This window comes from Kitasatospora sp. NPDC054795 (assembly GCF_053611565.1).
The window spans coordinates 1-22,506 of sequence record NZ_JBSHAP010000078.1; the positions used below are offsets into that span (position 1 = coordinate 1).

The 22,506-nt window shown below is 75.5% G+C and carries 18 protein-coding genes; 6 read left to right on the plus strand and 12 right to left on the minus strand.

What is annotated here, in order from left to right; all coding sequences use genetic code 11:
• Nucleotides 1-330: 330 nt before the first annotated feature.
• The gene (locus tag ACWGJO_RS25880) at nt 331-621 is read left to right on the plus strand and encodes a hypothetical protein (protein ID WP_452187270.1); all 291 of its coding nucleotides are present in this window, start codon (nt 331-333) and stop codon (nt 619-621) included.
• A 64-nt stretch (nt 622-685) separates the two neighbouring features.
• Here ACWGJO_RS25880 and ACWGJO_RS25885 read toward each other — a convergent pair whose 3' ends face one another.
• Nucleotides 686-1,738, minus strand: coding sequence for an alpha/beta hydrolase (locus tag ACWGJO_RS25885; protein WP_452187272.1), 1,053 nt, complete (start codon nt 1,736-1,738; stop codon nt 686-688).
• A 113-nt stretch (nt 1,739-1,851) separates the two neighbouring features.
• Here ACWGJO_RS25885 and ACWGJO_RS25890 point away from each other — a divergent pair, with 113 nt between their 5' ends.
• On the plus strand, nt 1,852-2,472 hold the full coding sequence (locus tag ACWGJO_RS25890; protein WP_387685510.1) for a TetR/AcrR family transcriptional regulator: 621 nt from the start codon (nt 1,852-1,854) through the stop codon (nt 2,470-2,472).
• 114 nt (nt 2,473-2,586) lie between these two features.
• Here the strand turns inward: ACWGJO_RS25890 and ACWGJO_RS25895 are convergent, their stop codons facing one another.
• From ACWGJO_RS25895 to ACWGJO_RS25920, 6 genes are all read right to left on the minus strand, one after another.
• Nucleotides 2,587-3,000 carry a PPOX class F420-dependent oxidoreductase gene (locus ACWGJO_RS25895; RefSeq protein WP_452187275.1) on the minus strand — a complete coding sequence of 138 codons (414 nt, stop codon included), beginning with the start codon at nt 2,998-3,000 and terminating at the stop codon, nt 2,587-2,589.
• A 34-nt stretch (nt 3,001-3,034) separates the two neighbouring features.
• Nucleotides 3,035-7,795, minus strand: coding sequence for a DNA repair ATPase (locus ACWGJO_RS25900; protein ID WP_452187277.1), 4,761 nt, complete (start codon nt 7,793-7,795; stop codon nt 3,035-3,037).
• Nucleotides 7,796-7,941: 146 nt separating this feature from the next.
• Nucleotides 7,942-9,972, minus strand: a complete 2,031-nt coding sequence (locus tag ACWGJO_RS25905; RefSeq protein WP_452187278.1) for a flotillin family protein — start codon at nt 9,970-9,972, stop codon at nt 7,942-7,944.
• Nucleotides 9,973-10,076: 104 nt separating this feature from the next.
• On the minus strand, nt 10,077-10,811 hold the full coding sequence (locus ACWGJO_RS25910; protein WP_452187317.1) for a hypothetical protein: 735 nt from the start codon (nt 10,809-10,811) through the stop codon (nt 10,077-10,079).
• Nucleotides 10,812-11,166: 355 nt separating this feature from the next.
• A complete protein-coding gene (locus tag ACWGJO_RS25915; RefSeq protein ID WP_452187280.1) occupies nt 11,167-12,282 on the minus strand; it encodes a PucR family transcriptional regulator in 1,116 nt (371 codons plus the stop codon).
• Nucleotides 12,283-12,370: 88 nt separating this feature from the next.
• Complete coding sequence (locus tag ACWGJO_RS25920; protein ID WP_452187282.1) at nt 12,371-13,138, minus strand: GntR family transcriptional regulator; 768 nt, start codon at nt 13,136-13,138, stop codon at nt 12,371-12,373.
• Nucleotides 13,139-13,493: 355 nt separating this feature from the next.
• Here ACWGJO_RS25920 and ACWGJO_RS25925 point away from each other — a divergent pair, with 355 nt between their 5' ends.
• Together ACWGJO_RS25925 and ACWGJO_RS25930 are read left to right on the plus strand one after the other, a co-directional pair.
• Nucleotides 13,494-14,249, plus strand: a complete 756-nt coding sequence (locus tag ACWGJO_RS25925; RefSeq protein WP_452187284.1) for a tyrosine-protein phosphatase — start codon at nt 13,494-13,496, stop codon at nt 14,247-14,249.
• A gap of 193 nt (nt 14,250-14,442) precedes the next feature.
• A complete protein-coding gene (locus ACWGJO_RS25930; protein WP_359914773.1) occupies nt 14,443-15,006 on the plus strand; it encodes a DUF4291 domain-containing protein in 564 nt (187 codons plus the stop codon).
• A 9-nt stretch (nt 15,007-15,015) separates the two neighbouring features.
• On the opposite strand, the gene ACWGJO_RS25935 is transcribed toward ACWGJO_RS25930, so the two are convergent.
• Together ACWGJO_RS25935 and ACWGJO_RS25940 are read right to left on the minus strand one after the other, a co-directional pair.
• The gene (locus tag ACWGJO_RS25935; protein ID WP_452187287.1) at nt 15,016-15,861 is read right to left on the minus strand and encodes an ABC transporter permease; all 846 of its coding nucleotides are present in this window, start codon (nt 15,859-15,861) and stop codon (nt 15,016-15,018) included.
• Complete coding sequence (locus ACWGJO_RS25940) at nt 15,858-16,769, minus strand: ABC transporter ATP-binding protein (RefSeq protein WP_452187289.1); 912 nt, start codon at nt 16,767-16,769, stop codon at nt 15,858-15,860. Before ACWGJO_RS25940 ends, ACWGJO_RS25935 begins: the two co-directional genes overlap by 4 nt.
• A gap of 134 nt (nt 16,770-16,903) precedes the next feature.
• Here ACWGJO_RS25940 and ACWGJO_RS25945 point away from each other — a divergent pair, with 134 nt between their 5' ends.
• Together ACWGJO_RS25945 and ACWGJO_RS25950 are read left to right on the plus strand one after the other, a co-directional pair.
• On the plus strand, nt 16,904-18,178 hold the full coding sequence (locus ACWGJO_RS25945; RefSeq protein ID WP_452187291.1) for a sensor histidine kinase: 1,275 nt from the start codon (nt 16,904-16,906) through the stop codon (nt 18,176-18,178).
• The gene (locus ACWGJO_RS25950) at nt 18,175-18,840 is read left to right on the plus strand and encodes a response regulator transcription factor (protein WP_359914785.1); all 666 of its coding nucleotides are present in this window, start codon (nt 18,175-18,177) and stop codon (nt 18,838-18,840) included. Before ACWGJO_RS25945 ends, ACWGJO_RS25950 begins: the two co-directional genes overlap by 4 nt.
• A gap of 134 nt (nt 18,841-18,974) precedes the next feature.
• Here ACWGJO_RS25950 and ACWGJO_RS25955 read toward each other — a convergent pair whose 3' ends face one another.
• The 3 genes from ACWGJO_RS25955 to ACWGJO_RS25965 all read right to left on the minus strand — a co-directional run bounded on the left by ACWGJO_RS25955 (nt 18,975) and on the right by ACWGJO_RS25965 (nt 22,349).
• Nucleotides 18,975-20,075, minus strand: a complete 1,101-nt coding sequence (locus tag ACWGJO_RS25955; RefSeq protein WP_380356712.1) for a hypothetical protein — start codon at nt 20,073-20,075, stop codon at nt 18,975-18,977.
• Nucleotides 20,076-20,497: 422 nt separating this feature from the next.
• On the minus strand, nt 20,498-21,181 hold the full coding sequence (locus tag ACWGJO_RS25960; protein WP_452187294.1) for a hypothetical protein: 684 nt from the start codon (nt 21,179-21,181) through the stop codon (nt 20,498-20,500).
• Between the two features lie 148 nt (nt 21,182-21,329).
• Nucleotides 21,330-22,349: an N-acetylglucosamine kinase gene (locus ACWGJO_RS25965; RefSeq protein WP_452187296.1), complete on the minus strand. Its 1,020-nt coding sequence runs from the start codon at nt 22,347-22,349 to the stop codon at nt 21,330-21,332.
• Between the last annotated feature and the right edge of the window lie 157 nt (nt 22,350-22,506).

A 22,506-nucleotide genomic window follows, 5' to 3' on the forward strand; every position in this document is an offset into this window, starting at 1 on the left:
GGGGGGGGGGGGGGGGTTCGCTGGTCTCCCGGGGGCCTGGCGCTTAACAACACCGGGGCCGGCCGGGTACATGGGGCTGGCCACGCGGGGCGCTGTTTGGGGGGGGGGCCCACTCCCGCCCCACCCGGCGGCGCTCCGCAGGGGGTTGACCTGCGGAGCGCCGGGTTGACCCGACCGTGTCCCGGTGCGGGCGGGGCGCGTTGGGTGGGTGTGAGTGGATTCGGGTGGCTGCCGGTGCCGGAACGGCAGCCGAGTGAGGAAACGATCCTGCGCGGCATTCCGGACAGGCCGCCGGAACCGTCGTCGCCACCCGCGACGACGGAGCCGCGGGTGCCGACGGAACCGCCGGTGCGGGAGCAGTGGGTGACGGAACGGCCGGTGGCGGAACCCGGCCCGGAAGCGCCCATCTACGCCGAGCTGGCCCGGCGCTGGCAGGCCGAGGGGCGGGCCGTCCCCGGGCTGCCCGATCCCGTCTGGGAGTCGCTGGCCGCACCGGCGGCCCGGGACCGGCCGGCGGTGCCCGGCCCGGGCCGGAGCCCTGAGCGGAGCCCCGAGCGGGGCCCGGGGTGGAACCCGGCTGCGGGCCCGGAGTGGAGTCCGGGGCCGGGCCCGGGGCACTGATCCACTCGGCCGGATCGCCGACACGCGCGGATACCCCGACGGGGGGACCCGTGCGGTGGTCGGACTATCCCAGGAGAGTGGTCCTCAGCCAGGGGACGATCAGCGCCATCGCCTCGTCGAACCTCGAAATGGCGCAGTGCCCGGTGTCCGGGATCAGTTCGACCCGGGTGTCGCGGCGGCCGGCGAACACCAGGGTGTCGTGCTGCGGGACGTGGACGTCGTCGGCGCCGTTGAGCACCAGCATCGGCGCCTGGTCGTCCCGGTCCAGCAGCGGGCGCAGGCCGAAGGAGCCGAAGGCCCGGCCCAGGGCCGCCCGGTCCGGTGCCGCGTCGAAGCCCAGGGCGTTGCCCACGATGCCGTCCATGCCGAAGTCGAAGCCGCGGTCCGGGTCGAAGGAGTGCTCGACCGGGCCGCCGAGCACCACCGCCGCGTCCACGGCACCGGTCAGCCCGGTGCGTGCGGAGTAGTAGCCGCCCATCGAGATGCCGAAGTGGCCGACCCGGCCGTCGCCGAGCGTACGGGCGAAGGCGATCAGGCCCTCGATCACCTCGGTGCCGCCGTCCGGGGTCATCGGCAGGTGGGAGGTCTCGCCGGTGCCCGCGAGGTCGAACAGCAGCAGCCGGACCGGCAGGGCGAGCGCGAGCTGCTCCCACATGCCGTGCAGGTCGGTCTTCCAGGAGTCCACCCCGCCGCTGGCCAGCACCACCGGGGCGGCGGCGGGCAGGCCGGGCGCGGCCATCAGGTGGACCGGGACCGCGGCCTCGCCGCCGCGGTGGGGGACGGTGAGCGCGCGGCGCTCGACGTCGACCGGGAAGCCGGGCGAGGCGAGCAGGTACTGCTCGACCTGGCGGGCCAGCGCGGTGCGCTTCGGGGCGTCGGCGAGCGAGGGGAACTTGGCCCAGCCGTACGCCTGGGCGGCCTGGCGGTGGCGCCCGGCGCCGGCGTGCCGGGCGGCGAGGGCGGACCACTCGTACACCCAGCCGCCGGGCCGGTCGGCCCACATGTCGGTGACGGCCGCGCGGACCGCGTCCACCTCGGCGGCGGGCAGGCCGAGGGTCATCTGCGGGTAGCGCTCGACGAACAGGTCCTGCGGGTCCAGGGGCCAGGTGAAGGACATGGCGATGCCTCCTGTCGCTCTTAAAGCCGGAACTCTTGCATTAGTGACTATGCGCCGGGGGATCGCTTAATGCAAGTGCTCCTGCGTTAAGGTGGTGGCGAGGTGATCGACACATGACCGAGGAAGAGCCGGACCCGATCCGCCGCCGTCCGGGCGGCCGGGCCGCCCGGGTGCGCCGGGACGTCCTGGCGGCCGCCATGGAGGCGCTGGCCGAAGGGGGCGTCGCCCGGCTCACCATCGCCGATGTCGCGGCCCGGGCCGGCGTCAACGAGACCACCGTGTACCGGCGGTGGGGCAGCCGGGAGAAGCTGGTGCTGGACGCCATGCTGACCGCCAGCGACGAGGGCATCCCGGTCCCCGACACCGGGGCCGTCCGCACCGACCTGACCGCCTTCGCCCGCGCGCTCGCCGCGTACCTGGCCACCCCGCTCGGCCGGGCCGTGGCCCGCGCGGCCGCCCTCGGCTCCGAGGACCCGGCCCTCGCCGAGGCCTGGCAGGTCTTCTGGGACTCCCGCCTCGCCCAGGCCGGCGCCGTCGTCCGGCGCGCCGTCGACCGCGGCGAACTCCCGGCCGGCACGGACGCCGACCTCGCCCTGGAACTGCTCAGCGCACCCCTCCAGGCCCGCGCCCTGCTCGGCCACCGCGAGATCGGCCCCGAACTCCCGGAGCGCCTCGCGGACCTGATCCTGGACGGCCTGCGGGCCCGGGACCGGCACGCGCGGGACGACGGCTAGCGCGCACGGCACGGCGGCCGGCGTACACGTGACAGCCGGCTGGTGCACACGGCACGGCGGCGCCCCCGGCCGGGGAGGCGGGGGGCGCCGCGGAGGGTGCGGGGGTCGGCCGGGTCAGCCGACGTCCCGGGCGGTGGAGCCCGGCGACTCCAGGTTCCAGGTGATGATCCGCCGGGGGTGCACCCGGATGACGTCCCGGCTGAACCGGTCGGGCGCAACCGGCGGGACGTCCACGGCGAGCACCTCCGCCCGGCCGCGGATCTCCACGCCGCGCCCCCAGCCGCCCGCGACCGGATCGTCGGCGGGCGCCAGGTCGTCGATCAGGACGGAGACCTCGGGGCGGTCCCGGGCGTTGCGGTACTTGCGGCTGCGGGCGTTGTCCGGCCCGCCGATGTCGATGGTGCCGTCGTCGTTGAGCCGGAAGCCCACCGGCCGGACCTGCGGGGAGCCGTCCGGGCCGAGGGTGGCCGGACGGGCCAGCGGTTGGCCGGTGAGACAGCCGCGCTCGCGTTCGGTGAAGTAGCCCATGCGGCCGAGGCCAGGACCTCAAGCGCCCTTCAGGTCAAGGACGTTCGGCGGCACGCCCGCGCTCCTGCCAGGACCGCTTCAGCTCCGCCCAGCGGGCCGCCTGCTCGGGCGTCAGGGTGCCGCGGAGCTCGGCGAGCTTGAGGAGCTGGGCCTCGGCCTCGGCGCCCAGGGGCTGGGCCTCGGCCCGGTAGTGGTCGGTGAGCAGGGCGTCCAGTTCGGGGCGGGTGAGGGCGGGGTCGAGGCGCTGGGCGAGCTTGGCCATGTTGCGGTAGGAGCCCTGGAGCAGGAAGGGGGGCTCGGTGCGGGTCCGGTCGTCCTGGGCGGCGGAGGCCAGGTAGGCGCGGTTGACGGCCAGGACGGTGGAGCGCAGGTGGAGCAGACCGGCCAGGACGGCGGTCATCCGCTCGACCTCGGCGGCGGGCCAGGCACCGGCCAGGGTGCCGCCGGGCACGCCGCCGGCGCGGGCGAGCAGGGTGTCGAGGTCGGCGCGCTCGGCGGTGGCGAGCGGGGCCAGGTGGGGGCCGGCCGGCAGGGCGTTCTCGACGAAGCTGAGCGCGAAGAGGTCCTCGCGCCCGGCGACGGCGTCGCCGAGGTTCCACACGTCGGCGCGGTTGGCGAGCATGTCGGGCAGCCGGAAGAGGCGGCCCGACTCGGTGTACGGGTTGGCGGCCATGACCACGGCGAAGCGCTTGCCGCGCAGGTCCCACTCGCGGGCCTCGCCGTCCCACACGCCGTCGATCCGGCGCTGGGCGTCGCACAGCGGGATGAAGCGCTGGAGGAACTCGGGCGAGGTGTGCTGGACGTCGTCCAGGTAGAGCAGCACGTTGTCGCCCGCGTGCAGGGCGAAGTTGAGCTTCTCGACCTCGCGCCGGGAGGTGGCGTCGGGGGCCTCCGCCGGGTCCAGCGAGGTGACCCGGTGGCCGAGCGCGGGGCCGCTGACGGAGACCAGCAGCAGCCCGAGCCGCTCGGCGAGGTACTCGACCAGGGTGGTCTTGCCGTAGCCGGGCGGGGAGACCAGCAGCAGCAGGCCGCTGCGGTCGACCGGCCCGCCGGCGGCGGCCGTGCCGAGCTGCTTGGCGAGGTTGTCGCCGACCAGCGGCAGGTACACCTGGTCGATCAGCCGGTTGCGGACGAAGCCGTTGAGCGGGGCGGGCCGGTACTGGTCCAGCCGCAGCCGGGCGTGCTCGGCGGCCAGCAGTTCGCCCCGCAGTCGCTGGTAGGCCCGGTGGCCGGGCACCTCGACCTGCTCGAAATCCCTTACCCTGGCGAGCAGTTCGTCCAGCCGTAGGTCGAGCGCCCCGCCCGCGAGCCGCGGGTGGTCGCCGAGCAGTCCGGTGATCCGGGCGCCCACGGCCCCCTCGGCGGGCCGGCGCGGCAGCGACGGGCAGAGCAGGACGGCGGCCGCTTCGGCGAGGTCGCCCGGGTCGGCGTCGGCCGCTCCCGACTCCAGCCAGGCGGTGGCCAGTTGGCGCCGTACCGGCAGCAGCCCGGGCTCCTCGGGCAGCGCGGCCAGCGCCTCGGTGAGGCCGGCCGACTCGGGTGCCGCGCGGAACTTGTCGACCAGCGCGGAGGCGCCCGGGGAATGGGCGAAACTGGGTGCGGCGGCGGCCAGTTCGGCCACCAGGTAGGGGCCGGAGGGTTCCTCCCCCGGAACGAACTCCGAGACGGCCGCGGAGAGTTCGGCCTCCAGCGCGGTCAGCGCCGCCAGCGCGGCCGGTGCCGGGGCGCCGCCGAAGGCGTCCCGGGCGAGGCCCAGCGAGCGGGCCCGGGTGTGCCAGAGCAGCCGCTGCCGCTCGTCGGCGCCGTGCGCCCAGTACAGCTGGGCGGCCGCCCGGGCGCCCGCCGGGTGGCGCAACAGCCCGGCCCCGGTGCCGAGCCGGAGCAGGGCGCGGAGCAGCAGCGCGGCGTCGTGGTCGTGCACGCCGCGCTGGTAGCCCTCGTCCGGGCGCTGCTCGGCGGCCCGCCGGACGTACTCCAGCAGCTCGCCGTCGGTGCGCGGCGCCCCCGCCTCGGCGGCCGGCAGCAGGCTCGCCGCCAGGTACTCGGCGCGGTACAGCTGGGGGGTCTCCGAGGGCAGCGGGCGGTCCCAGTACCGCTCGGTGGCGGCGAAGGCCGGGTCGGTGACGGGGGAGCGGTAGTCGGTGCCGGTGAGCGTGAAGGCGGGGCGTCCGCGCCAGGGGACCAGGGCGAGTTCGGGCCGCCGGGTGGTGACGGCGAACAGGTGGCGGCCCAGCCGCAGGGTGCCGGGGCCGTCCCCGGCGAGTTCGGCGCGGTCGCGCAGGGCCCGCTGGGCGCGGCCGCGCGCCGCGCGCAGCCGTCCGGTCAGCTCCTCGGCCCGGACCCGGTCGCCGAGCTCGGTCAACTGCCCCGCCAGGTCGCGGAGTTTGACGGCGGTCGGGTCGGCGGCGAAGGCCGCCTCGATCTCCTCGGCGGTGTCCAGCGCGGCCAGCCGGCGGTGCAGGGTGTCGAGGATGCGCCCGGCGGAGGCGACCAGCCGGTCGGCGCGCCGGGCCCGCTCCTCCAGCAGGTGCTGGCGGCGGGCGGTGAGCGCGTCGTGGATCTCGGCGCGCCGGGCGGTGAGCTGCTCGCCGAGGGCCGGGTCGGCGTCGGCGAAACGGGTCTCCAACTGCTCGATCCGCAGCAGCAGCCGACCGAGCTGCTCGTCGCAGGCCTCGGGGGTGTCGGCGGCGGCGAGCGCGGCGGTGGTGGCCTGGCCGAGCAGGGCGGTCTCGGCGGCGAACTCGGCGGCGGCCTCGCGGGTGCGCAGCTCCCGGCGGCGCACGGTCAGCGCGGACCGGGCCCGGTTGAGCAGCCCGAGCACGTCGGCGAGCCGGTCGAGGATGGCGGTGCGGGTGGTGGCGTCGGCCAGGTCGAGGGTGCCGACCAGCTCCGAGACGGTCTGCAGGGCCTCGCTCTGGGCGGCCAGTTCGAGACCCAGCGGTTCGGCCCCGGCGGCGGTGGCGATCGCGGCGCAACGCTCGGCCAGCTCGCCGGCCCGCTGCCGGTGCGGCTCGAAGGCGGTCGGCTCGGCGAGCTGGACGACGGCGCGGTCGGCGGCCCGGGCCAAGCCCTCGGCGAGGTGCGCGGCGAGCGCGTCGATCCGCCCGGCGTCGGCGCGCGGCAGGTCGCGCAGCGCCTCGACGCGGCCCTGGGCGCGGCGCAGCCCGGCCAGCCGGTCGACCCACTCGGCGGCGTCGGCCAGGGTCTCGCCGCGAGCGGTGCGCAGCAGGCCCTCGATGTGCTCGGCGGTCTCGTCGGCCCGCCGGGCGGCGTGCGCGGTGAGCTGGGCGACGGCCTCGTACTCGGCGACGACCTGCCGGGCCGTGTCGCGGATCTCGGCGAGCGGCGCGGCGAGGTCGCCGAGGCCGCTCTGGCCGAGCCAGTGGTGCCGGTCGGCGGTGCGGGTGCAGGCGGCGAGGACGGCCCGGTGGCCGGCCGGGGTGTCGGCGCCGGCCGCGGCCAGCCGGGCCAGGGCCAGGCAGTCGGCCAGGCCGCGGACCAGGTCGGCGTTGCCGATCCGGGCCAACGGCCCGCTGCCGGGCGGCTGTTCGGCGGCGAAGCGCTCGCTGGTGAACGGGCTCTGCCAGAGCTGGACGGGGTGCAGCCGGGTCGGCCCGTCCTCGGCCGGGCGCAGCGCGATCAGAGTGCCGTCGGCGAGCAGCGCGTAGCCCTGACAGGGCAGCGGGGCAGCGGCCTCCTGGCGCACGCTGTTGTACGGCTGGAGCAGGGCGCGGCCGTCGGCGGGGGAGCGGAACTCGTACAGCACGTCCTCGCCGTTGGGCGACAGGACGGTGCGCTCGTGCACCAGGCCGTCGACCGGCTGGTCGAAGACGCGCACGGTGCCGTCCACCAGGTGGCAGCCGCCGGGGAAGGCCACGCCCTGGTCGGCGGGCAGCCGCAGGCAGGCCTGGCCGAGCGCGTCGATCCGGGTGACGGTGCCGGTGGGCAGGTGGACCACCAGGTGCCGGTCGGTCTCCTCCTGGTACGGGCGCACCCGCACCAGCAGCAGGGTGCCGAGCCGGGCGTGGGCGATCCGGGCGTCGGCGAGGGTCTGCAGGGCCTCGGCCAGCGGTTCGCGGTGCAGCTCCCGGCCGTCCGGGGCGGTGATGGTCAGCCGGCCGCCGTCGACGCCGATCAGCAGTTCGCCGGCCAGGTCCGCGCGGGGCGGGCGGCCGGGGCCGGCGGGCAGCTGGTCGTCCCGGGTGACGGCGGTCCAGGGCAGCTGCTGCCCGTCGGCGGGGACGTGGTCGCGCTCGCCCCGCCCGTCCAGGTAGGACGGCTGGGCGTCGTCGGCGGAGCCGCCGTCCAGGCGCCAGCGCAGCACCCGGACGTCGGTGGCGGCGGGGCCGGTGCGGAAGACGGCGAGCAGCCGGCCGTCGACCGCGCGCAGCCGCTCCAACCGGGCGTCGCGGAAGTAGCGCCGCAGATCGGCGAGGTCCTGGCGCAGTCGCGGGTCGTCCAGCAGGGTGCCCTCGGCGGGCGCGGGGGAGAGGTCGGGGTGGTGCAGGCCGAGGACGTCGGTGAAGTCCCCGGCGCCGTCGGCGGATTCGGTCGGCCGGGTGGCGAGCAGCAGCAGCCCGCCGGCGGTGGTGAGGTCCTGCGGCAGGCAGGCCCGGTCGGTGGTGAGCCGCCCGGTGCCGGCCAGCCGCAGCTCCCCGCCGCCGAACTCGTCGACCCGGCGGGCGTTCAACGCCTGGGCCCGGTCGGCGAGTTCGGCGGCGGCTCGGGCGAGCCGGTCGCGCAGGACCTCGTAGGTGCCGGCGTCGAGCCGGGCGTCGAGGGCGTCCACGGTCACGGTCACGTTCCTCGGTCTGGTCGGTCTGGTCGGTCTGATCGGTCTGATCGGGCGGTTCCGGCGGTTCCGGCGGTTCCGGCGGTTCGGGCGGGCCGGGCGGTCCGGCGGTTCGGGCGGCGGGCCGGAACGCCCGGTCGCTCAGCGGGTCACTTGGAGCCGTTGGCCGAGGCGAGGCCGCCGGCCAGGACCCCGAGCGGGGTCTCCGCGACGCCCAGCTGCCGCGCCGACTCCAGCAGCCGGCGCAGCTGCCCGGCCTGGTCGCCGGCGCCCGAACCGATCAGCTTCATCAACAGGGCGGAGACCGTCAGGTTCTGCACGTCCGCCGTGGAGACCGAGGAGAGCACCCGGGTGAGGTCCTCGGTGAAGCTGGCCCGCCCGTCCAGCCAGGGCCCGGCCAGGGTCTGCGCGGTCTGCGAGTGGCCGACGAAGGCGTCCAGGCTCTTGCCGGCCGACACCGACTGCACCAGCCTGTCGAAGAAGACCGAGTCCCCGCCGACGATGTCGATCTTCGCCTTCTCCAGCCCGGCCGCGACCAGCGCCGCCTGGGCCTCGGCGATCTGCCGCTGGGCGTCCAGCCCGGCCAGCCGGACGTCCTTCTCGGCGGCCAGCCGCAGACGGTACTCCTCGTGCCCGCGCGAGGCCTCGTCCAGCTTGGCCATCGCCGCCGCCTTCTCGGTCAGGCCCTCGGCCTCGGCCTTCAGCCTGCCCCCGACCTCCAGCGCGGCGGCCTTGGCCTTCTCGACCTGGACGACGGCCTCGGCACGGCCGACCTTCTCCACCGCCGCGGCCTCCTGCTCGCGGACCTGGACCCGGGCCAGGCCCTCGGCGGCGGCCTCCGCCCGGATGCCCTCGGCCATCCGGATCTTGGCGGCCGCGTCCAGCTCGGCGGCCCGCTGCCGGGCCTCGGCCAGCACCAGCGCCTCGCGGGCCTTGTGCGAGGCGGCCTGCTCGGCGGCCTCGGCGGCCTTGATGTCCTTGACGAGCTTCTCCTGCGCCTCGGCCTCGGCCTGGATCACGACGGCCTTGCGGACCCGCTCGGCCTCCTCGGTGGCGCGCAGCGTCTTGACGGCCTCCTCCTGCTCGGCGACGGTGCGGTCCACCGCGACCCGCTCGCGGACCACGTCGGCGACCTCGCGCTTGGCGGACTCGACCTCCTTCTCCTTGGCGATCGTGGCGAGCTGGGTCTCCCGCTCGCGGCCGACGACCTCCAGCAGGCGGTCCTTCTCGATCCGCTCGTTCTCCACCGCGATCACCCGCTCGCGGTTCTTCTGCGCCACCGCGACCTCGCGGGCCTGGTTCTCCCGCTGCACCCCGAGCAGCTCCTCGGTGCGCAGGAAGGCGGTCTGGGCGTTGAGCCGCTCCTCCTCCTGCACCCGGGCGATCACCGCGTCCTCCTTGGCCCGCAGGGTCTCGATCTCGCGGCGCTGGCGGATCTCGGCGTCGGCCTGCCGGCGCTCCAGCTCCAGGACGGCCTCCCGGGCGTCCACGTTCTGCCGGGTGATCTCCTTCTGCTCGTTGCGCTGGTACTCGTTGGTGCGCACGTGCTCGATCGCCGTCAGCTCGGTGATCTTGCGGATGCCCTGGGCGTCCAGGATGTTGTCGGAGTCCAGCTGGCTCATCGGGGTCTGTTCCAGGTGGTCGATGGCCGCGTCCTCAAGGGTGTAGCCGTTGAGGTCGGTGCCGATGACCGCGATGATCTGGTCCCGGAACTCGTGCCGGTGGGTGTACAGGTCGGTGAAGTCCAGCTGCTTGCCGACGGTCTTGAGCGCCTCGGCGAACTTGACGGCGAAGAACTCCTGGATCGCCTGCGGGTCGCTGGCCCGGGCGGTGCCGATCGACTGCGCGACCTTGATGACGTCCTCGACGGTCTTGTTGACCCGGACGAAGAACGAGATCCGGATGTCCGCGCGGATGTTGTCCCGGCAGATCAGGCCGTCCCGGCCGGCCCGGTGGATCTCCACCGTCTTCGCGGTGATGTCCATCAACTCGGCCTTGTGGAGCACCGGGAGGACGATCGCGCCGGTGAAGGTCACATCCACCTTCTTCGTCCGGGAGACGATCAGTGCCTTGCCCTGCTCGACCTTCTGGAACAGACGGCCCACGAACAGCAGCATGGCGAGCACGATGAGCAGCACGACGGCGACGAGCACGCCGAAACCCACGGCGATGGTGTCCATCACGGAGTCCTTTGACGATGGCGAGTTGGTGCGAAGGGAAGTGCGGTGGGGGTGGGCGAGAATGCGTGACGCAGCGTCAGTGGACAGGCGTCAGTGGGCAGGCGTCAGTGAACGGGCGGCGGGTCGAAGGGCGCCACCAGGAAGTGCTCGCCCTCGGCGTCGTAGTCGAAGATCAGGGCGGTCCGCCCGGCGGTCAGGGCCGGTTCGGGCGTCGCCGTACGGACCTGGACGGTCGCGGTGGAGCCGTCCTCCGCGGTGACCTCGGCCTGCCCGAAGTCGGCCGTCACCCGGCCGGTCCGGATCACGCAGACCCGGCCGACGAAGTCCCCCCGGGTGACCGGCCGGTCCTGCGGGAACAGCCGCGACAGCGGCCGGACGAGCACCCGGGTGCCCGCCCAGGAGGCGACCAGCGCGACGGCGAACACGCCGCCGCGCGCCGGTGCCCCCGACGTGAGGACGGTGCCGGCCAGGCTGACGAACCAGGCGAGCGCGACCAGCAGCGACACCGCCACCGTCACGGGCACCCCGCCCAGCCCCAGCGCGTCCAGCACGCCCGTGTGGTGGCCGGTGCCCTGCCGGCCGGACCCGTCGTCGGCGCCGTGCCCCCCGGCACTGTGCCCCCCGTGTCCGAGGTGCCCGGCGTGCCCCCCGTGCCCGGCACCCAGGTGGTGCCCCGCGTGTCCGACGTCCACCTGGTGCCCGCCGCCGTGCCCCCCGTGCACGGCGCCCGGAACCAGGCCGCCGAACAGCATCAGCAACCAGTACCCGACCACCACCACCAGCGCGAAGCTGAACAGCGCCGTCGGGAAGGCCAGCGCGGCCGCGAAGAATCCCCCCATCCCGGCCACGCCCCCCCGCCTTCCCGCCGGCGCCGCGCTTCGGCGCCGGGGAGATCATGACAGTGCCGCGGCCTCCCGCACATTGCCAGGATCCGGCAATCTTTACGCCCTCTTGACACCCTGGTACGCACGGCCCGCGTGACACTGCAACAGCTCGGCAACAGGACGGCCGCCGGACGGTTCCGGCGGCGCCCCGCGGGTTTGGGGCGGCGGGACTACCGTGGCGGGACTGTGGCGGTCGTATCGCGCACTACAGCTGTGGTTCCGCGTGCTGCAGCCGTCGTGCCGCGTACCGCAGCGGTGGCGCGGTGCACTGCAGCCGTGGTGCCGCGCACTACAGCCGTCGTACCGCGTACTACAGCGGTTGTTCCGGCCAGTTCAGCAGCCGCGCACCCATCGCCGCCGTTTCCAGGGTGAAGCGCTGGAGCGCGTCCGCCGGGTCGTACCCGGTGAGCACCTTGATCCGCTCCAGCCGGTAGCCCAACGTGCGCACGCTCAGGCCCAGCCGGCGCGCCGCCTCCGCGTTCACGTACGCGGCCTCCGCCTGCACCGCGATGGTGTCCAGCAGCGGACGGGCGCCGCCGCGCGCCTCGGTCAGCGGGCCGAGCACGCTGCGCACCAGGTCGGCCATGGCGGCCCGGTCGCGCATCAGCACCGGGAAGACCAACAGCTCCTCGGCCCGCAGCTGCCGGGCCGGCAGGTCCAGCCGCTGCGCGTAGTCCAGCGCGTCCAACGCCTCCTCGTAGCTGCGCAGCACCCCGCTCGGCCCCGAGTGCCGGCGGCCGGTGGCCACCCGCCGCACCGGGCGGTAGCCGGGGCCGGGGCGCAGCGTCAGCTCGGAGAAGGCCTCCAGCACGGCCCGTTCGGAGTCCGGGGCGATGCACACCAGCCGGCCGTCCTTGCTGGCCAGCAGCACGTCCCGCTCGCCGAACCGCCCGGCCAGCTCCCGCTCCACCCGGTGCACCAGCGGATGGACGTCCGCGAACGGCTCTTCGCCCACCGCGACCGCCACCGTGTACGAGCCCGCCAGCCGCAGCCCGAACCGCTCAGCGCGCTCGGCCAGCAGCCCGAGGTCGCTGCGGCCGAACAGCAGGTCGTCGATGAACTCCCGGCGGGCCGCCTCCTCCTGGCGGACGGCCAGGCGCTGGGCCCGCTCATGGCCCTCGCCCAGCGCGCCCAGCGCGGCGTCGGTGGCGGCGAGCACCGCGTCGCCCGTGCGGCGCAGCTCGGTGACGCTGCTCGCGGCGGCCGTCCCGGGCAGGGTCTGCCAGGCCCGCCGGGCCGCGGCCAGACACTGCGTCACCACCTCGCGCAGCCCGTACCCGGCCTCGGCGCAGTGCTCGCCGAGCTTGCGCAGGCGCTCCAGCTCCTCGCGGCGCGGCAGCCGGCCGGTGCGGGAGACGTCGGCGAGCAGGACGAGGTAGACCTCGGCCAGCTCGCCGGGTATGTCGTAGTCGATCTCCTCGATCACCGTGCTCTGCCCGCCCCCGTACGGCCTGGTGTTTCGGCGCTGAATTTATCAGGGGCGCTCCGGCCGGGGGCGGGCGAGGCGGCCCTCGCTACCGGTCGCGGAAGTGCAGGACGAAGCGCGCGCTGCTGCCGTCGATCCGCCGCCGCACGTACAGCACCGGGGCGCCGTCCGGGGTGCAGCTGACGCCCTCGCGCACCAGCAGCGCGGTGCCCGGCGGGACGCCCAGTAGCTCGGCGTCGGCGAGGTCCGCGCCGACGGCGCCGAAGGCCCGCCAGTCGTACTCCAGCTCCACCCCGGCGGCCCGCGCCAGGTCCGGCACCAGGTTCCCGGAGCGGCCCGGCCGGACCAGCTCGGCGGGCAGCGGGCCGAACGGCACCCAGTAGCTGCACGCCGCCCGGGCCCGCCCGCCCAGCCGGATCACCGAGTCCACCCGGGACAGCTCCGCCGGGCTGCGGCCCAGCTGCCGGGCCGCCTCCGCGTCCTGCGGCGAGCCCGTGACGGGCGGAGCGGCCACCACGAACTCGCCGTCGGTGCGCTCCTCGTTCGGCAGTGCGGTGGGCACGCTGCCGAGGTCGAAGCGCTGGCTGCGCGGGTCCACGGCGATCGACACCCGGACGGCCGGCGGGCGGACGAAGGTGCCCACGCCCCGGCGGATCTCCACCACGGCCGCCCGCTCCAGCTCCGCCACCGCCTGCCGCACGGTCAGCCGGTTCACGCCGAACTCGGCGCTCAGCTCGGACTCGCTGGGCAGCCGGGTGCCGGCCGGGTAGGCGCCGGCGTCGACGCGCTCCTGGATCCGGCGGGCCAGGCGGCGGTACACCGGGGTGTTCGGGGAGCTCGGGGGGTTCGTCGCCACGGGCCCGATCCTACGGAGCCCGCCCGCGCCGCCGGGGTCGGTCCGCGCCGCCCGCGCCCCGCCCGGGCTCGCTTCCGCCGCCCGTGCCCCGCCCGGGCTCGCTTCCGCCGCCCGTGCCCCGCCCGGGCTCGCTTCCGCCGCCCGTGCCCCGCCCGGGCCCGCTTCCGCCGCCCGAGTCGCCGTGGCCCACCGCCCGGGTCGCCGTGCCCCGCCGAGGGGAGTGGGATGGAGGGATGCACCGATCGAGGCTTGCCCGGCGACCCCGGAACGGGTTACACATCTAGACGTCTAGATGTCTCCGCTCCGGATCTTCCCCGTCCCGTCCCGGGTACGGCTCCACCGAAAGGCCTCCTGCATGTCCCTGGTGAACTTCCGTGACGCCGCCGTCCTCGGCGACCCCGAGGGCCGGCGGGTCCGTCCCGGTGTGCTGTACCGCTCCGCCCAGCCGTTCCCGGCCGCCGACGAGGCCACCGTCGCCCAGCTGCGCGCCTGCGACATCCGCACCATCGTGGATCTGCGGGACCCGCGCGAGACCGACCCCGAGGACTGGGCCGCCGCCGCGGCCGCTGGGATATCCGTCGTCGCCGCCCCGGTGAACCCCGCCACCGACGCCCTCACCGCGCGGATGAGCACCATGGCCACGGCCGCCGACCTGGGCGACTTCTACGTCCTGCTGGCCGAGTCCGCGCCCGAGGCGGTGGCCGCCGCCGTCGACGCCACCGTCCGCCCCGGCGCCGTCCTGCTGCACTGCGCCGCCGGCAAGGACCGCACCGGCCTGCTGACCGCCCTCCTGCTGGACCTCCTCGACGTCCCCGCCGAGCACATCGTCGCCGACTACACCCGCACCGCCGACGCCCTCCCGCAGATCTTCGCCGGCCTCGCCGAACGCCACCGCACCGCCCTCAACGACCGCACCACCTCCCGCGTCACCGACTCCCGGGGCCACAACCTCACGATTCCCGCGCCCCTCCTGGAGGCCCCGGCCGAGGCCATGTCCGTCTTCCTCGACCGCGTCCGCGCCCACCACGGCGGCGCGGCCTCCTTCCTCCCCGGCTGCGGCGTCCCGGCCGCCACCCTCGGCGCCTTCCGCGCCAAGGCCGCCGCGGCCTGAGGGAGGTCGCACGGCCCGAGCCGGGTGTCACGGGGCCACGGTCCGAGGAGGCCACGGTCCGAGGAGGCCGCGGCCCCGTCCGGTAATCCCGTTGCGCCGGACGGGCCCGCGCTGGCAGCGTGCCGGGGAGTGCCGGGGGCGAGGAGCGTGCCGGGGGCGGAGGGGACGCCGGGGGCGAAGGGGGTGCCGCGGGATGACCGCACTGCGCGAGATCCGCGCCGACCATGACGCGCGGACGATCGTGCTCTACCAGGCGTACCCGCCGGCCGTCGCCGACGCGGCGCTGGCGGCGGGCCGGTTCACGGCGCCCTTCGGCTTCCACCGGATGACGTGGATCAAGCCCTCGTTCCGCTGGCTGATGCACCGCAGCAACTGGGCGCAGAAGGCCGGACAGACCAGGGTGCTGGCGGTCCGGATCACCCGGGAGGGCTGGGAGGAGGCGCTCGCCCGCGCCGTCCTGACCACCGCGCACCCGGACGAGGTGGCCCGCGCCGAGGTCCACGTGCAGTGGGACCCGGAGCGGTCGCTGCGCGGGGCGGCGCTGAACCACTACAGCATCCAGGTGGGCATCGGCCGCTCGCTGATCCGCAGCTACGCCGAGGAGTGGGTCGTCGGACTCACCGACCTCACCCCGCAGGTGCGGCGGATCGCCGCGCTGGTCCGCGACGGGCAGCCGGCGAAGGCGCAGCGGCTGCTGCCGCCCGAGCGCCCGTACCGGCTGCCCGCCGCGACCGCGCGGCGCCTCGGCCTGGGATAGCGCGGGACCTCACACGTCCCGGCGTCGCACCACGAGCATCGTCGCCACCAGCGCGGCCAGGCCCCACAGCCCCATGGTGATCCACGAGTCGAGCACGCTCGGCGCGTACTTCCCCATCGTGGTCGTGGAGTGCGGGGTGATGGTGAGCCGCTGCACGGTGGCCAGGGGCAGGTGGGTGCCGATCTCCTTCAGCCACCGGTAGCGGTCCCCGCCGAACATCATCGGCAGGATGAACATCAGCATCACCAGCGAGACGATCGAGGCGGTGGCGTGCCGCAGCAGCGCGCCCAGCGCCATCCCGATCAGCGCGCAGACCGGCACGATCGCCGCGTAGCCGAGCACGGCCCGCAGGCAGCCCTCGTCGGTGAGGGAGAGCCCGACGTGCCGGGAGGCCAGCATCGCGTTGACGGTGCAGAAGGAGACCGCCGACACCACGAGCCCGGCGAGCGCGGTGATCCCGCCGATCAGCAGCACCTTGGCCGCGATCACGCCCCGGCGGTCCGGCACGGCGGCGAAGGTAGTGCGGATCAGTCCGGTGGTGTACTCGCCGAACACGGTGATCGCCCCGAGGCTGCCGGCCGCGACCGCCATCAGGTCGCTCGCGATGCTGCCGAGGCCGTGGAACAGCGGGTCGTAGGTGTACGGCGACTGGCCGGGCATCCGCGGCGGCGGGTGGTCGATGTACGGCAGGTCGGTGTGGACGGCGTTCACGTTGACCGCGATCGCCACCAGCGAGGCCAGCGCCAGCACCCAGTAGGTGGAGCGCAGCGAGCGCAGTTTGATCCACTCGGCGGCGAGCAGGTCCAGGAACCGGGGTGCGGGTTCGACGGTGGAACCCAGGGTCGCGGTGGTCATCGGGCCTCTCCAGCCGGGTACTCGACACTGTCGGCGGTCAGGGACATGAACGCCGACTCCAGCGACGACGTCCGGGCGGCCAGTTCGTGCAGCACCACGCCGTGGCGCAGCGCGAGTTCGCTGATCCGCGCGGCCGGCATCCCCGTGACGATCCCGAGCTGCGGCTCCGCCAGTCGCACCTCGGCCCCCTCGGCGCGCAGGGCCTCGGCCAGCGCGGAGAGTTCGGGCGCCCGGACGGCCACCGAGGAGACCGCGTTGCGGGCCGAGAACTCGGCGAGGCTCTCGTCCGCGATCAGCCGCCCGCGCCCGATCACCACCAGCCGGTCCGCGGTGTGCTCCATCTCCGCCATCATGTGGCTGGAGACGAACACCGTGCGGCCCTCGTCCGCGAGCCGCCGGAACAGCCCGCGCACCCAGAGCACGCCCTCCGGGTCCAGCCCGTTCAGCGGCTCGTCGAACAGCAGTACCGGCGGGTCGCCGAGCAGCGCGCCGGCGATGCCCAGACGCTGCTTCATGCCCAGCGAGTAGCCGCCGATCCGCCGCCCGGCCGCCTTGCCGAGGCCGACCTCCGCCAGCACCTCGTCCACCCGCCCGAGCGGGATGCGGTTGCTGCGGGCCAGCGCCGACAGGTGGGCCCGGGCGCTGCGCCCGCCGTGCACGTCGCCCGCGTCCAGCAGCGCGCCGACGTGCCGCAGTCCGCGCGGCCGGCCGGCGAAGGGCACGCCGGCCACGGTGGCGGTGCCCGCGGTGGGGGTGTTGAGGCCCAGGATCATCCGCAGCGTGGTGGACTTGCCCGCGCCGTTGGGCCCGAGGAAGCCGGTCACGGTGCCCGGCCGGACGGTGAAGGTCAGTTGGTCGACGGCCGTGGTGGCGCCGTACCGCTTGGTCAGTCGCTCGATCTCGATCACGGGGACAACGCTGCCGGTCGGCCCCCGTCCCGGGCATCGGGCGGCGGGCCACAACCGCGGGTCGCCGTACTGGCCCCGGGGATTACGCCCCCGGGCCAATGCGCCGCCGGCCGGGCCGCCGATACCATCGCGCCATGATCACCGAACCTCGTCCGCCGCTGCTCAGGCGTCTGCCCGCGGGCGTGTGGGTCGCGGCGCTGTGGACGGCCCTGGTGGGGTTCCGGTTCCTCACCCGCGAGGACGAGCTGCGCCACCTGTTGAACTACCACGGCAACCCCGAGGACATGCCGATGGTGGTCACCGCGGTGGTCACCACCCTGGTCGCGGCGCTGCTGGTCCGGTTGCCGCTGCTCGCCGTCGTGGTGGCGCTCGGGGGCGGGATGTTCGCGCTCGGGATGTGGGGCGTCCCGGAGGCGGCGCCGCTCCAGTTCCTGATCGCCGACGCGGTGGTCGGCTACTGTGCGGCCACCCGCTCCCGCCGGGTCTCGCTCACCGCGCTGGCGTTGCCGCTCGCCACGCTCGCCGGGCTGCTGATCTGGGGCGCCGTCAACGACTACCCCGTCAACCCGCTCGCCTACGGGGGCTTCGCCGCCACCGTGCTGATCGCCTGGCTGATCGGCAACACCGTGCACCAGGGCCGCGTCCACACCGAGGCGCTGCGCGGCCGGGCCTCCGAGCAGGCCATCACCGCCGAACGGCTGAGGATCGCCCGCGAGCTGCACGACATGGTCGCCCACAGCATCGGCATCATCGCGATCCAGGCCGGCATGGGCAGCCGGGTCATGGACACCCAGCCCGCCGAGACCCGCAAGGCGCTGGAGGCGATCGAGGCCACCAGCCGGGAGACCCTGGCCGGCCTGCGCCGGATGCTCGGCGCGCTGCGGCAGAGCGAGGGCGAGTCCGCCCCGCTCGAAGTGGCGCCCGGGCTGGGCGAGTTGGACCGACTGGTGGAGAAGGCGGCGGGCGCCGGGGTGCGGGTGGCGCTCACCCGACACGGTACGGTCGGTCCGCTGCAGCCCGAGGTCGACCTCGCCGCCTACCGGATCGTCCAGGAGGCGGTCACCAACGTGGTCAAGCACTCCGGCACCCGGGACTGCCACGTCACCGTCGCGTACGGTCCGCGGGAACTCGCCGTCACGGTGGTCGACCTGGGCGCCGGAGCGGCGGGCGGCGCCCCCGGCACCGGCTACGGCCTGGCCGGCATGCGGGAGCGGGTCGCCCTGCTGCACGGCGAGTTCAGCGCAGGCCCGCGCCCCGAGGGCGGCTTCCTGGTCGCCGCCCGACTGCCGCTCCCCGAGGAGCCCCCCGGCGAGACCCCTGTCGAGCCCGCCGTCGGGACGCCCGTCGGGACCCCTGCCGGGACCGCCGTCAGGACCGCCGTCGAGACCCCCGTGGAGGTGGGACCGTGATCCGCGTCGTCCTGGTCGACGACCAGCCGCTCATCCGCACCGGCCTGCGAGTGCTGATCGCCGACGCCCCCGACCTGGAGGTGGTCGGCGAGGCCGGCGACGGCGCCGAGGCCGTCGAGCTGGTCGCCCGGCTGCGCCCCGACGTCGCCGTGATGGACATCCGGATGCCCGGCACGGACGGCATCGAGGCCACCCGCCGGATCACCGCCGACCCGGACCTGCCCACCCACGTCCTCGTCCTCACCACCTTCGACGACGACGACTACGTCTACGGCGCGCTGCGGGCCGGGGCCAGCGGCTTCCTGGTCAAGGACCTCGCCCTGGAGACCATCCTGGACGGCATCCGGGTGGTCGCCGCCGGGGACGCCCTGCTCGCCCCCGGCATCACCCGCCGGCTGATCGGCGAGTTCGCCGCCCGCCCGGACGCGGAGGCCGCCGCGGCCCGGCCCCGCCGGCCCGTCGCCGAGGCCGTCACCGAGCGCGAGCGCGAGGTGCTCGTCCTGGTCGGCCGGGGCCTGTCCAACGCCGAGATCGCCGCGGAGCTCACCATCAGCGTGGCCACCGCCAAGGCGCACGTCGCCCGGCTGTTCACCAAGCTCGACGCCCGCGACCGGGTCCACCTGGTCATCCAGGCCTACGAGTTCGGGCTGGTCGCACCGTAGCCCCGCAGCCCTGTGACCCGCAGCCCCGTGAGCCCCGTGACCCCGTCCCCGTGGCCCCGGCACGCGGAAGTGCGCCGGAGCGGGCCCGCACGGCCCGCTCCGGCGCTGGGCGAGGTCCCACCCCCGCCCGGTCGTCAGTGCACGATCGCGTGCGAGACCTGGCAGCCGTTGACCCCGTTCGACCAGGTGCCCTGCATCGCGAAGGAACCCGTCGCGAAGCTCACGTTCTGCGCGCCGCCCGTACCGCCGACGCCGTTCCAGGAGCACTTGTCGGCGTTCTCGTACCCGGTCGAGTCGGTCCAGCCGCCCGCCGGGTTCTGGTCGGTGATGGTCTCCGAGTACTCGTGGCCGTAGACGATGGTCACGCCGTCCAGGGTGCCCGCGCTGCCGCTGTTGACGTAGTTCTGGCCGCAGGAGCTGCCCATGTCGGTCACGTACGGGTCGTTGGTGAACGCCACGTCACCGTAGGGGGAGGAGGCGGCGCCACCGGTCAGGGTGGTGTCGCCGTTCCAGTCGTGCCAGGCGCAGAAGCCTCCGTTCGGGGTGTTGAAGCCGTCCGGGTGGGTGCCGGTCGGCGACAGCACCACGTACTGCACGTTGCGGTTGGAGGCGGCGGTGGTGTTGCCGAAGTGGCCGGCGGCCTTGACCGCCTCGGCGGCCAGCTGGTGGCCGGTGGCCTGGCCGGGGGCGGCGGCGGACTCGTCGACCCAGACGCCGGCCAGCGCGCCGCCGGTCGGGTAGCCGACGTGCGCGGAGCCGGACGGGCAGCTGGTCGCGCCCGCGGCGACGCCCTCGCAGTACTGCGTCATGACGCCGGACCAGGTCTCGCTGTTGGTGCCGAGGCCCTTGAACAGCTGCTGCGCCCGGACGGCCTCGCCCTTCGGGTCGCCGGTCAGGGTGGTGTAGCCGCTGGAGTTGGTGCCCTGGGTGCCCCACTGGGTGCCCCAGAAGACCAGGTAGACCTTCGGCGCGCCGGTGGTGACGCCGATGCCGTCGACACCGCCGCCGTAGCTCAGGTTGTTGCTCGCCGGCTTGGCCGCGTTCCCGGCCTCCTTGGTCGGGTGCGCGCCGTGCCGGTAGGGGTGGGGCTGTCCGGCGAACTCGCCGGCCGGCCGGTTGTCCTGGGCGGCCTGGGCCGCCGGGGCGGCGGCGAAGCCGGCGGCGGCCAGCGCCAGGGCGCTGAGCCCGGTCAGGGCCCGCAGCCGCATCCGGCGGGAGGTGGGGGAGATGCCCATCGTGAGGGTTCCTCTCTGGTGCCGGGCGCGCCCGGGTACGGCGCGGCGGCACTGTGGGGGACAAATGGGGGCGGCGGCAGCGCGGAGGTGCCGACGGTTCGCCATGAACCGTCGGTGGTGCGGGGATCGGGATCCGGTTACCGCCGACGGCCGGAAGCAAAGCACCGCCGCCGAAACCGGGTCAACGACGGAGAAGGTAAGACCCGTCCCAAGGAAGGCCCCCACGGACGTAGCGAACGTCAAAAGCCCCCAGCGGACGGCCGGTCGATGCGCGTAGCACAGCCGAATGCCAACAGTTGAGAGCCGTTCTTACACCGTATGCGCGCGCCGGGCAGCCGCCGGGCAGCCGCCGGGCAGCTGCCGAGCGGACGTCAGCGGACGTCAGCGGACGTCAGCGAACGTCAGCGGACGTCAGGGGCCCGTCAGGGGCCGTCGACCTCGCCGATCCGCATGATCCGGCCGTGGGAGTCCAGCACCACGTCGTAGGCATTGCCGTGGCAGCCGTACGGGTCGGCCGGCTCGCGCTCGGCCAGGCAGTCGTCGATGTGGGCGATCAGCTCGTCGAGGGGGACGGTCCGGGTCGGGTCGTCGTGCGGGCCGTCGACCAGGGTCGCGGCCACGCCGGCGCCCGCGAAGCCGTAGTGGACGGGGCTGCCGGCCGGCTCGTAGCGGGCGGAGCCGCAGCTGAACCGGGCGGGCCGGGCGGTGAGTTCGGCCGGGCCGGCGGCGACGACGAGGAAGATCTCGTGACCGGGGCGCGCGATGGGGGTGGCGCACCCGGGGCCGGCCGAGGGCTCGGCGGGAGGCCCGGCGAAGGGCTCCACGGAAGGCTCGACGGAGGCGGAGGCGGAAGCCGCGGCGGAAACGGAGGCTTCGGCGGTGACGGAGGGCACGGACGGGTCGTCCGTGGCGGAGTAGGACTCCTCGTCCTCCTCGTAGAAGAGGTCGTCCTCCTCCAGCAGGTCGTCCGGGCCCTCGTCGGCCAGGGCGGCGGCCGAGGCGGCGGCCACCGTGGAGCCGGAGTCGGCGGGGGTGCAGCCGGTGAGGGCGGCGGCGGCGCCGCAGGCCAGCAAGGCGGCGGCGAGGAGCGTGCGGGGCGTGGCCATGGCACCAGTCTCCCCGGGAGGCGGCGGTGGTCGGTACCCGCTTGACACGAACGGAGCCCGGCCCATGGTTCCCGTCGACGCCGTCCGCCGGTTTCCCTCCCCCGCCGGACGTGCGGATCCGGCGGGGGAGGGGGCTGTTGAGCGACGGTCAGGCCGCGACCGGCCGGCCGGCCTCGTACGCCTCGCGCACCCGGGCCTGCGCCCGCTCGCCCGCCGCCAGGTGGTCGAGGCCGAGCAGCGCCGCGCCGAGCACCGGCGGGGCGACGACGACGCGCGGCTCGGCCAGCGGCGCGGCCGCGGCGAGCCGGGCGGTCAGGTTGTCCAGCAGCAGCGGGTGGCGGGAGGCGAGCACGCCGCCGCCCAGGACCACCGGGGTCGGGGTGTCCAGCAGGTCCAGGCGTCGGAGGGCGACCACCGCGAGCCGGACGATCTCGTCGGCCTGGCGGTCGATCAGCTCCAGCGCCACCGGGTCGCCCTCGGCCCCGACGGCGAACAGCACCCGGGCGATCTCGTGCAGCCGGTCGTTCGACAGGTGTCCGAGGTGGACGGCCTCGGCGACGGCTCCGGCGCTGGGCAGGCCGAAGTGCTCGGCGATGGCCCGGGCGAGCCCGGTCGGGCCGCCGCGTCCGTCCTCCGCGCGGACGGCGTGCCACATGCTGGCGACGGCCAGCCCGGAGCCGCCGCCCCAGTCGCCGGTGAGCTCGCCGAGGGCGGGGAAGCGGGCGGTGCGGCCGTCCGGCAGCAGGCCGACGCAGTTGATCCCGGCGCCGCAGACCACCGCGACGCCGCGCGGGCCGTCGGTGCCGGCCCGCAGCAGGCCGAAGGTGTCGTTGACGACGGTGTTGCCGGCCCCCCAGGGGTGGGACTCCAGCGCCACCCGCAGGGCCTCCTCCTCGACCGGCAGGTCGGCGTTGGCCAGGCAGGCGCTGACGTGGCTGGTGAGTACGCCGTTCCAGGACGGGTGCCCGGCCTCGGCGGCGGCCTGCTCGACCAGCGGGGCGAGGCCGGCGACCGCGGCCGCGCCGCCGATCTTCTGCGGCGCGAAGCCGCCGCCGCGTGCGGTCCCGAGGATGCTGCCGTCGGTGCCGATCAGGGCGACGTCGGTCTTGGAGTTCCCCGCGTCGATGGCGAGGACGCCGGGCAGGAGTGGTTCGGGCTGGTGGGTCATCAGGTCCCCGCGGCTCGTACGTGGCCCGGGCCGTGGTCGTCGGCCGGGTGCCCGGCCGTGGTCCCGGCCGGGGTGCCCGGCCGACAGGTCCCCGGCCGGGGGTGGACGGTCTCCTCGCGGAGCCCGCCCGGCGACCTCCTCCGGTCGCCGGGCGGGC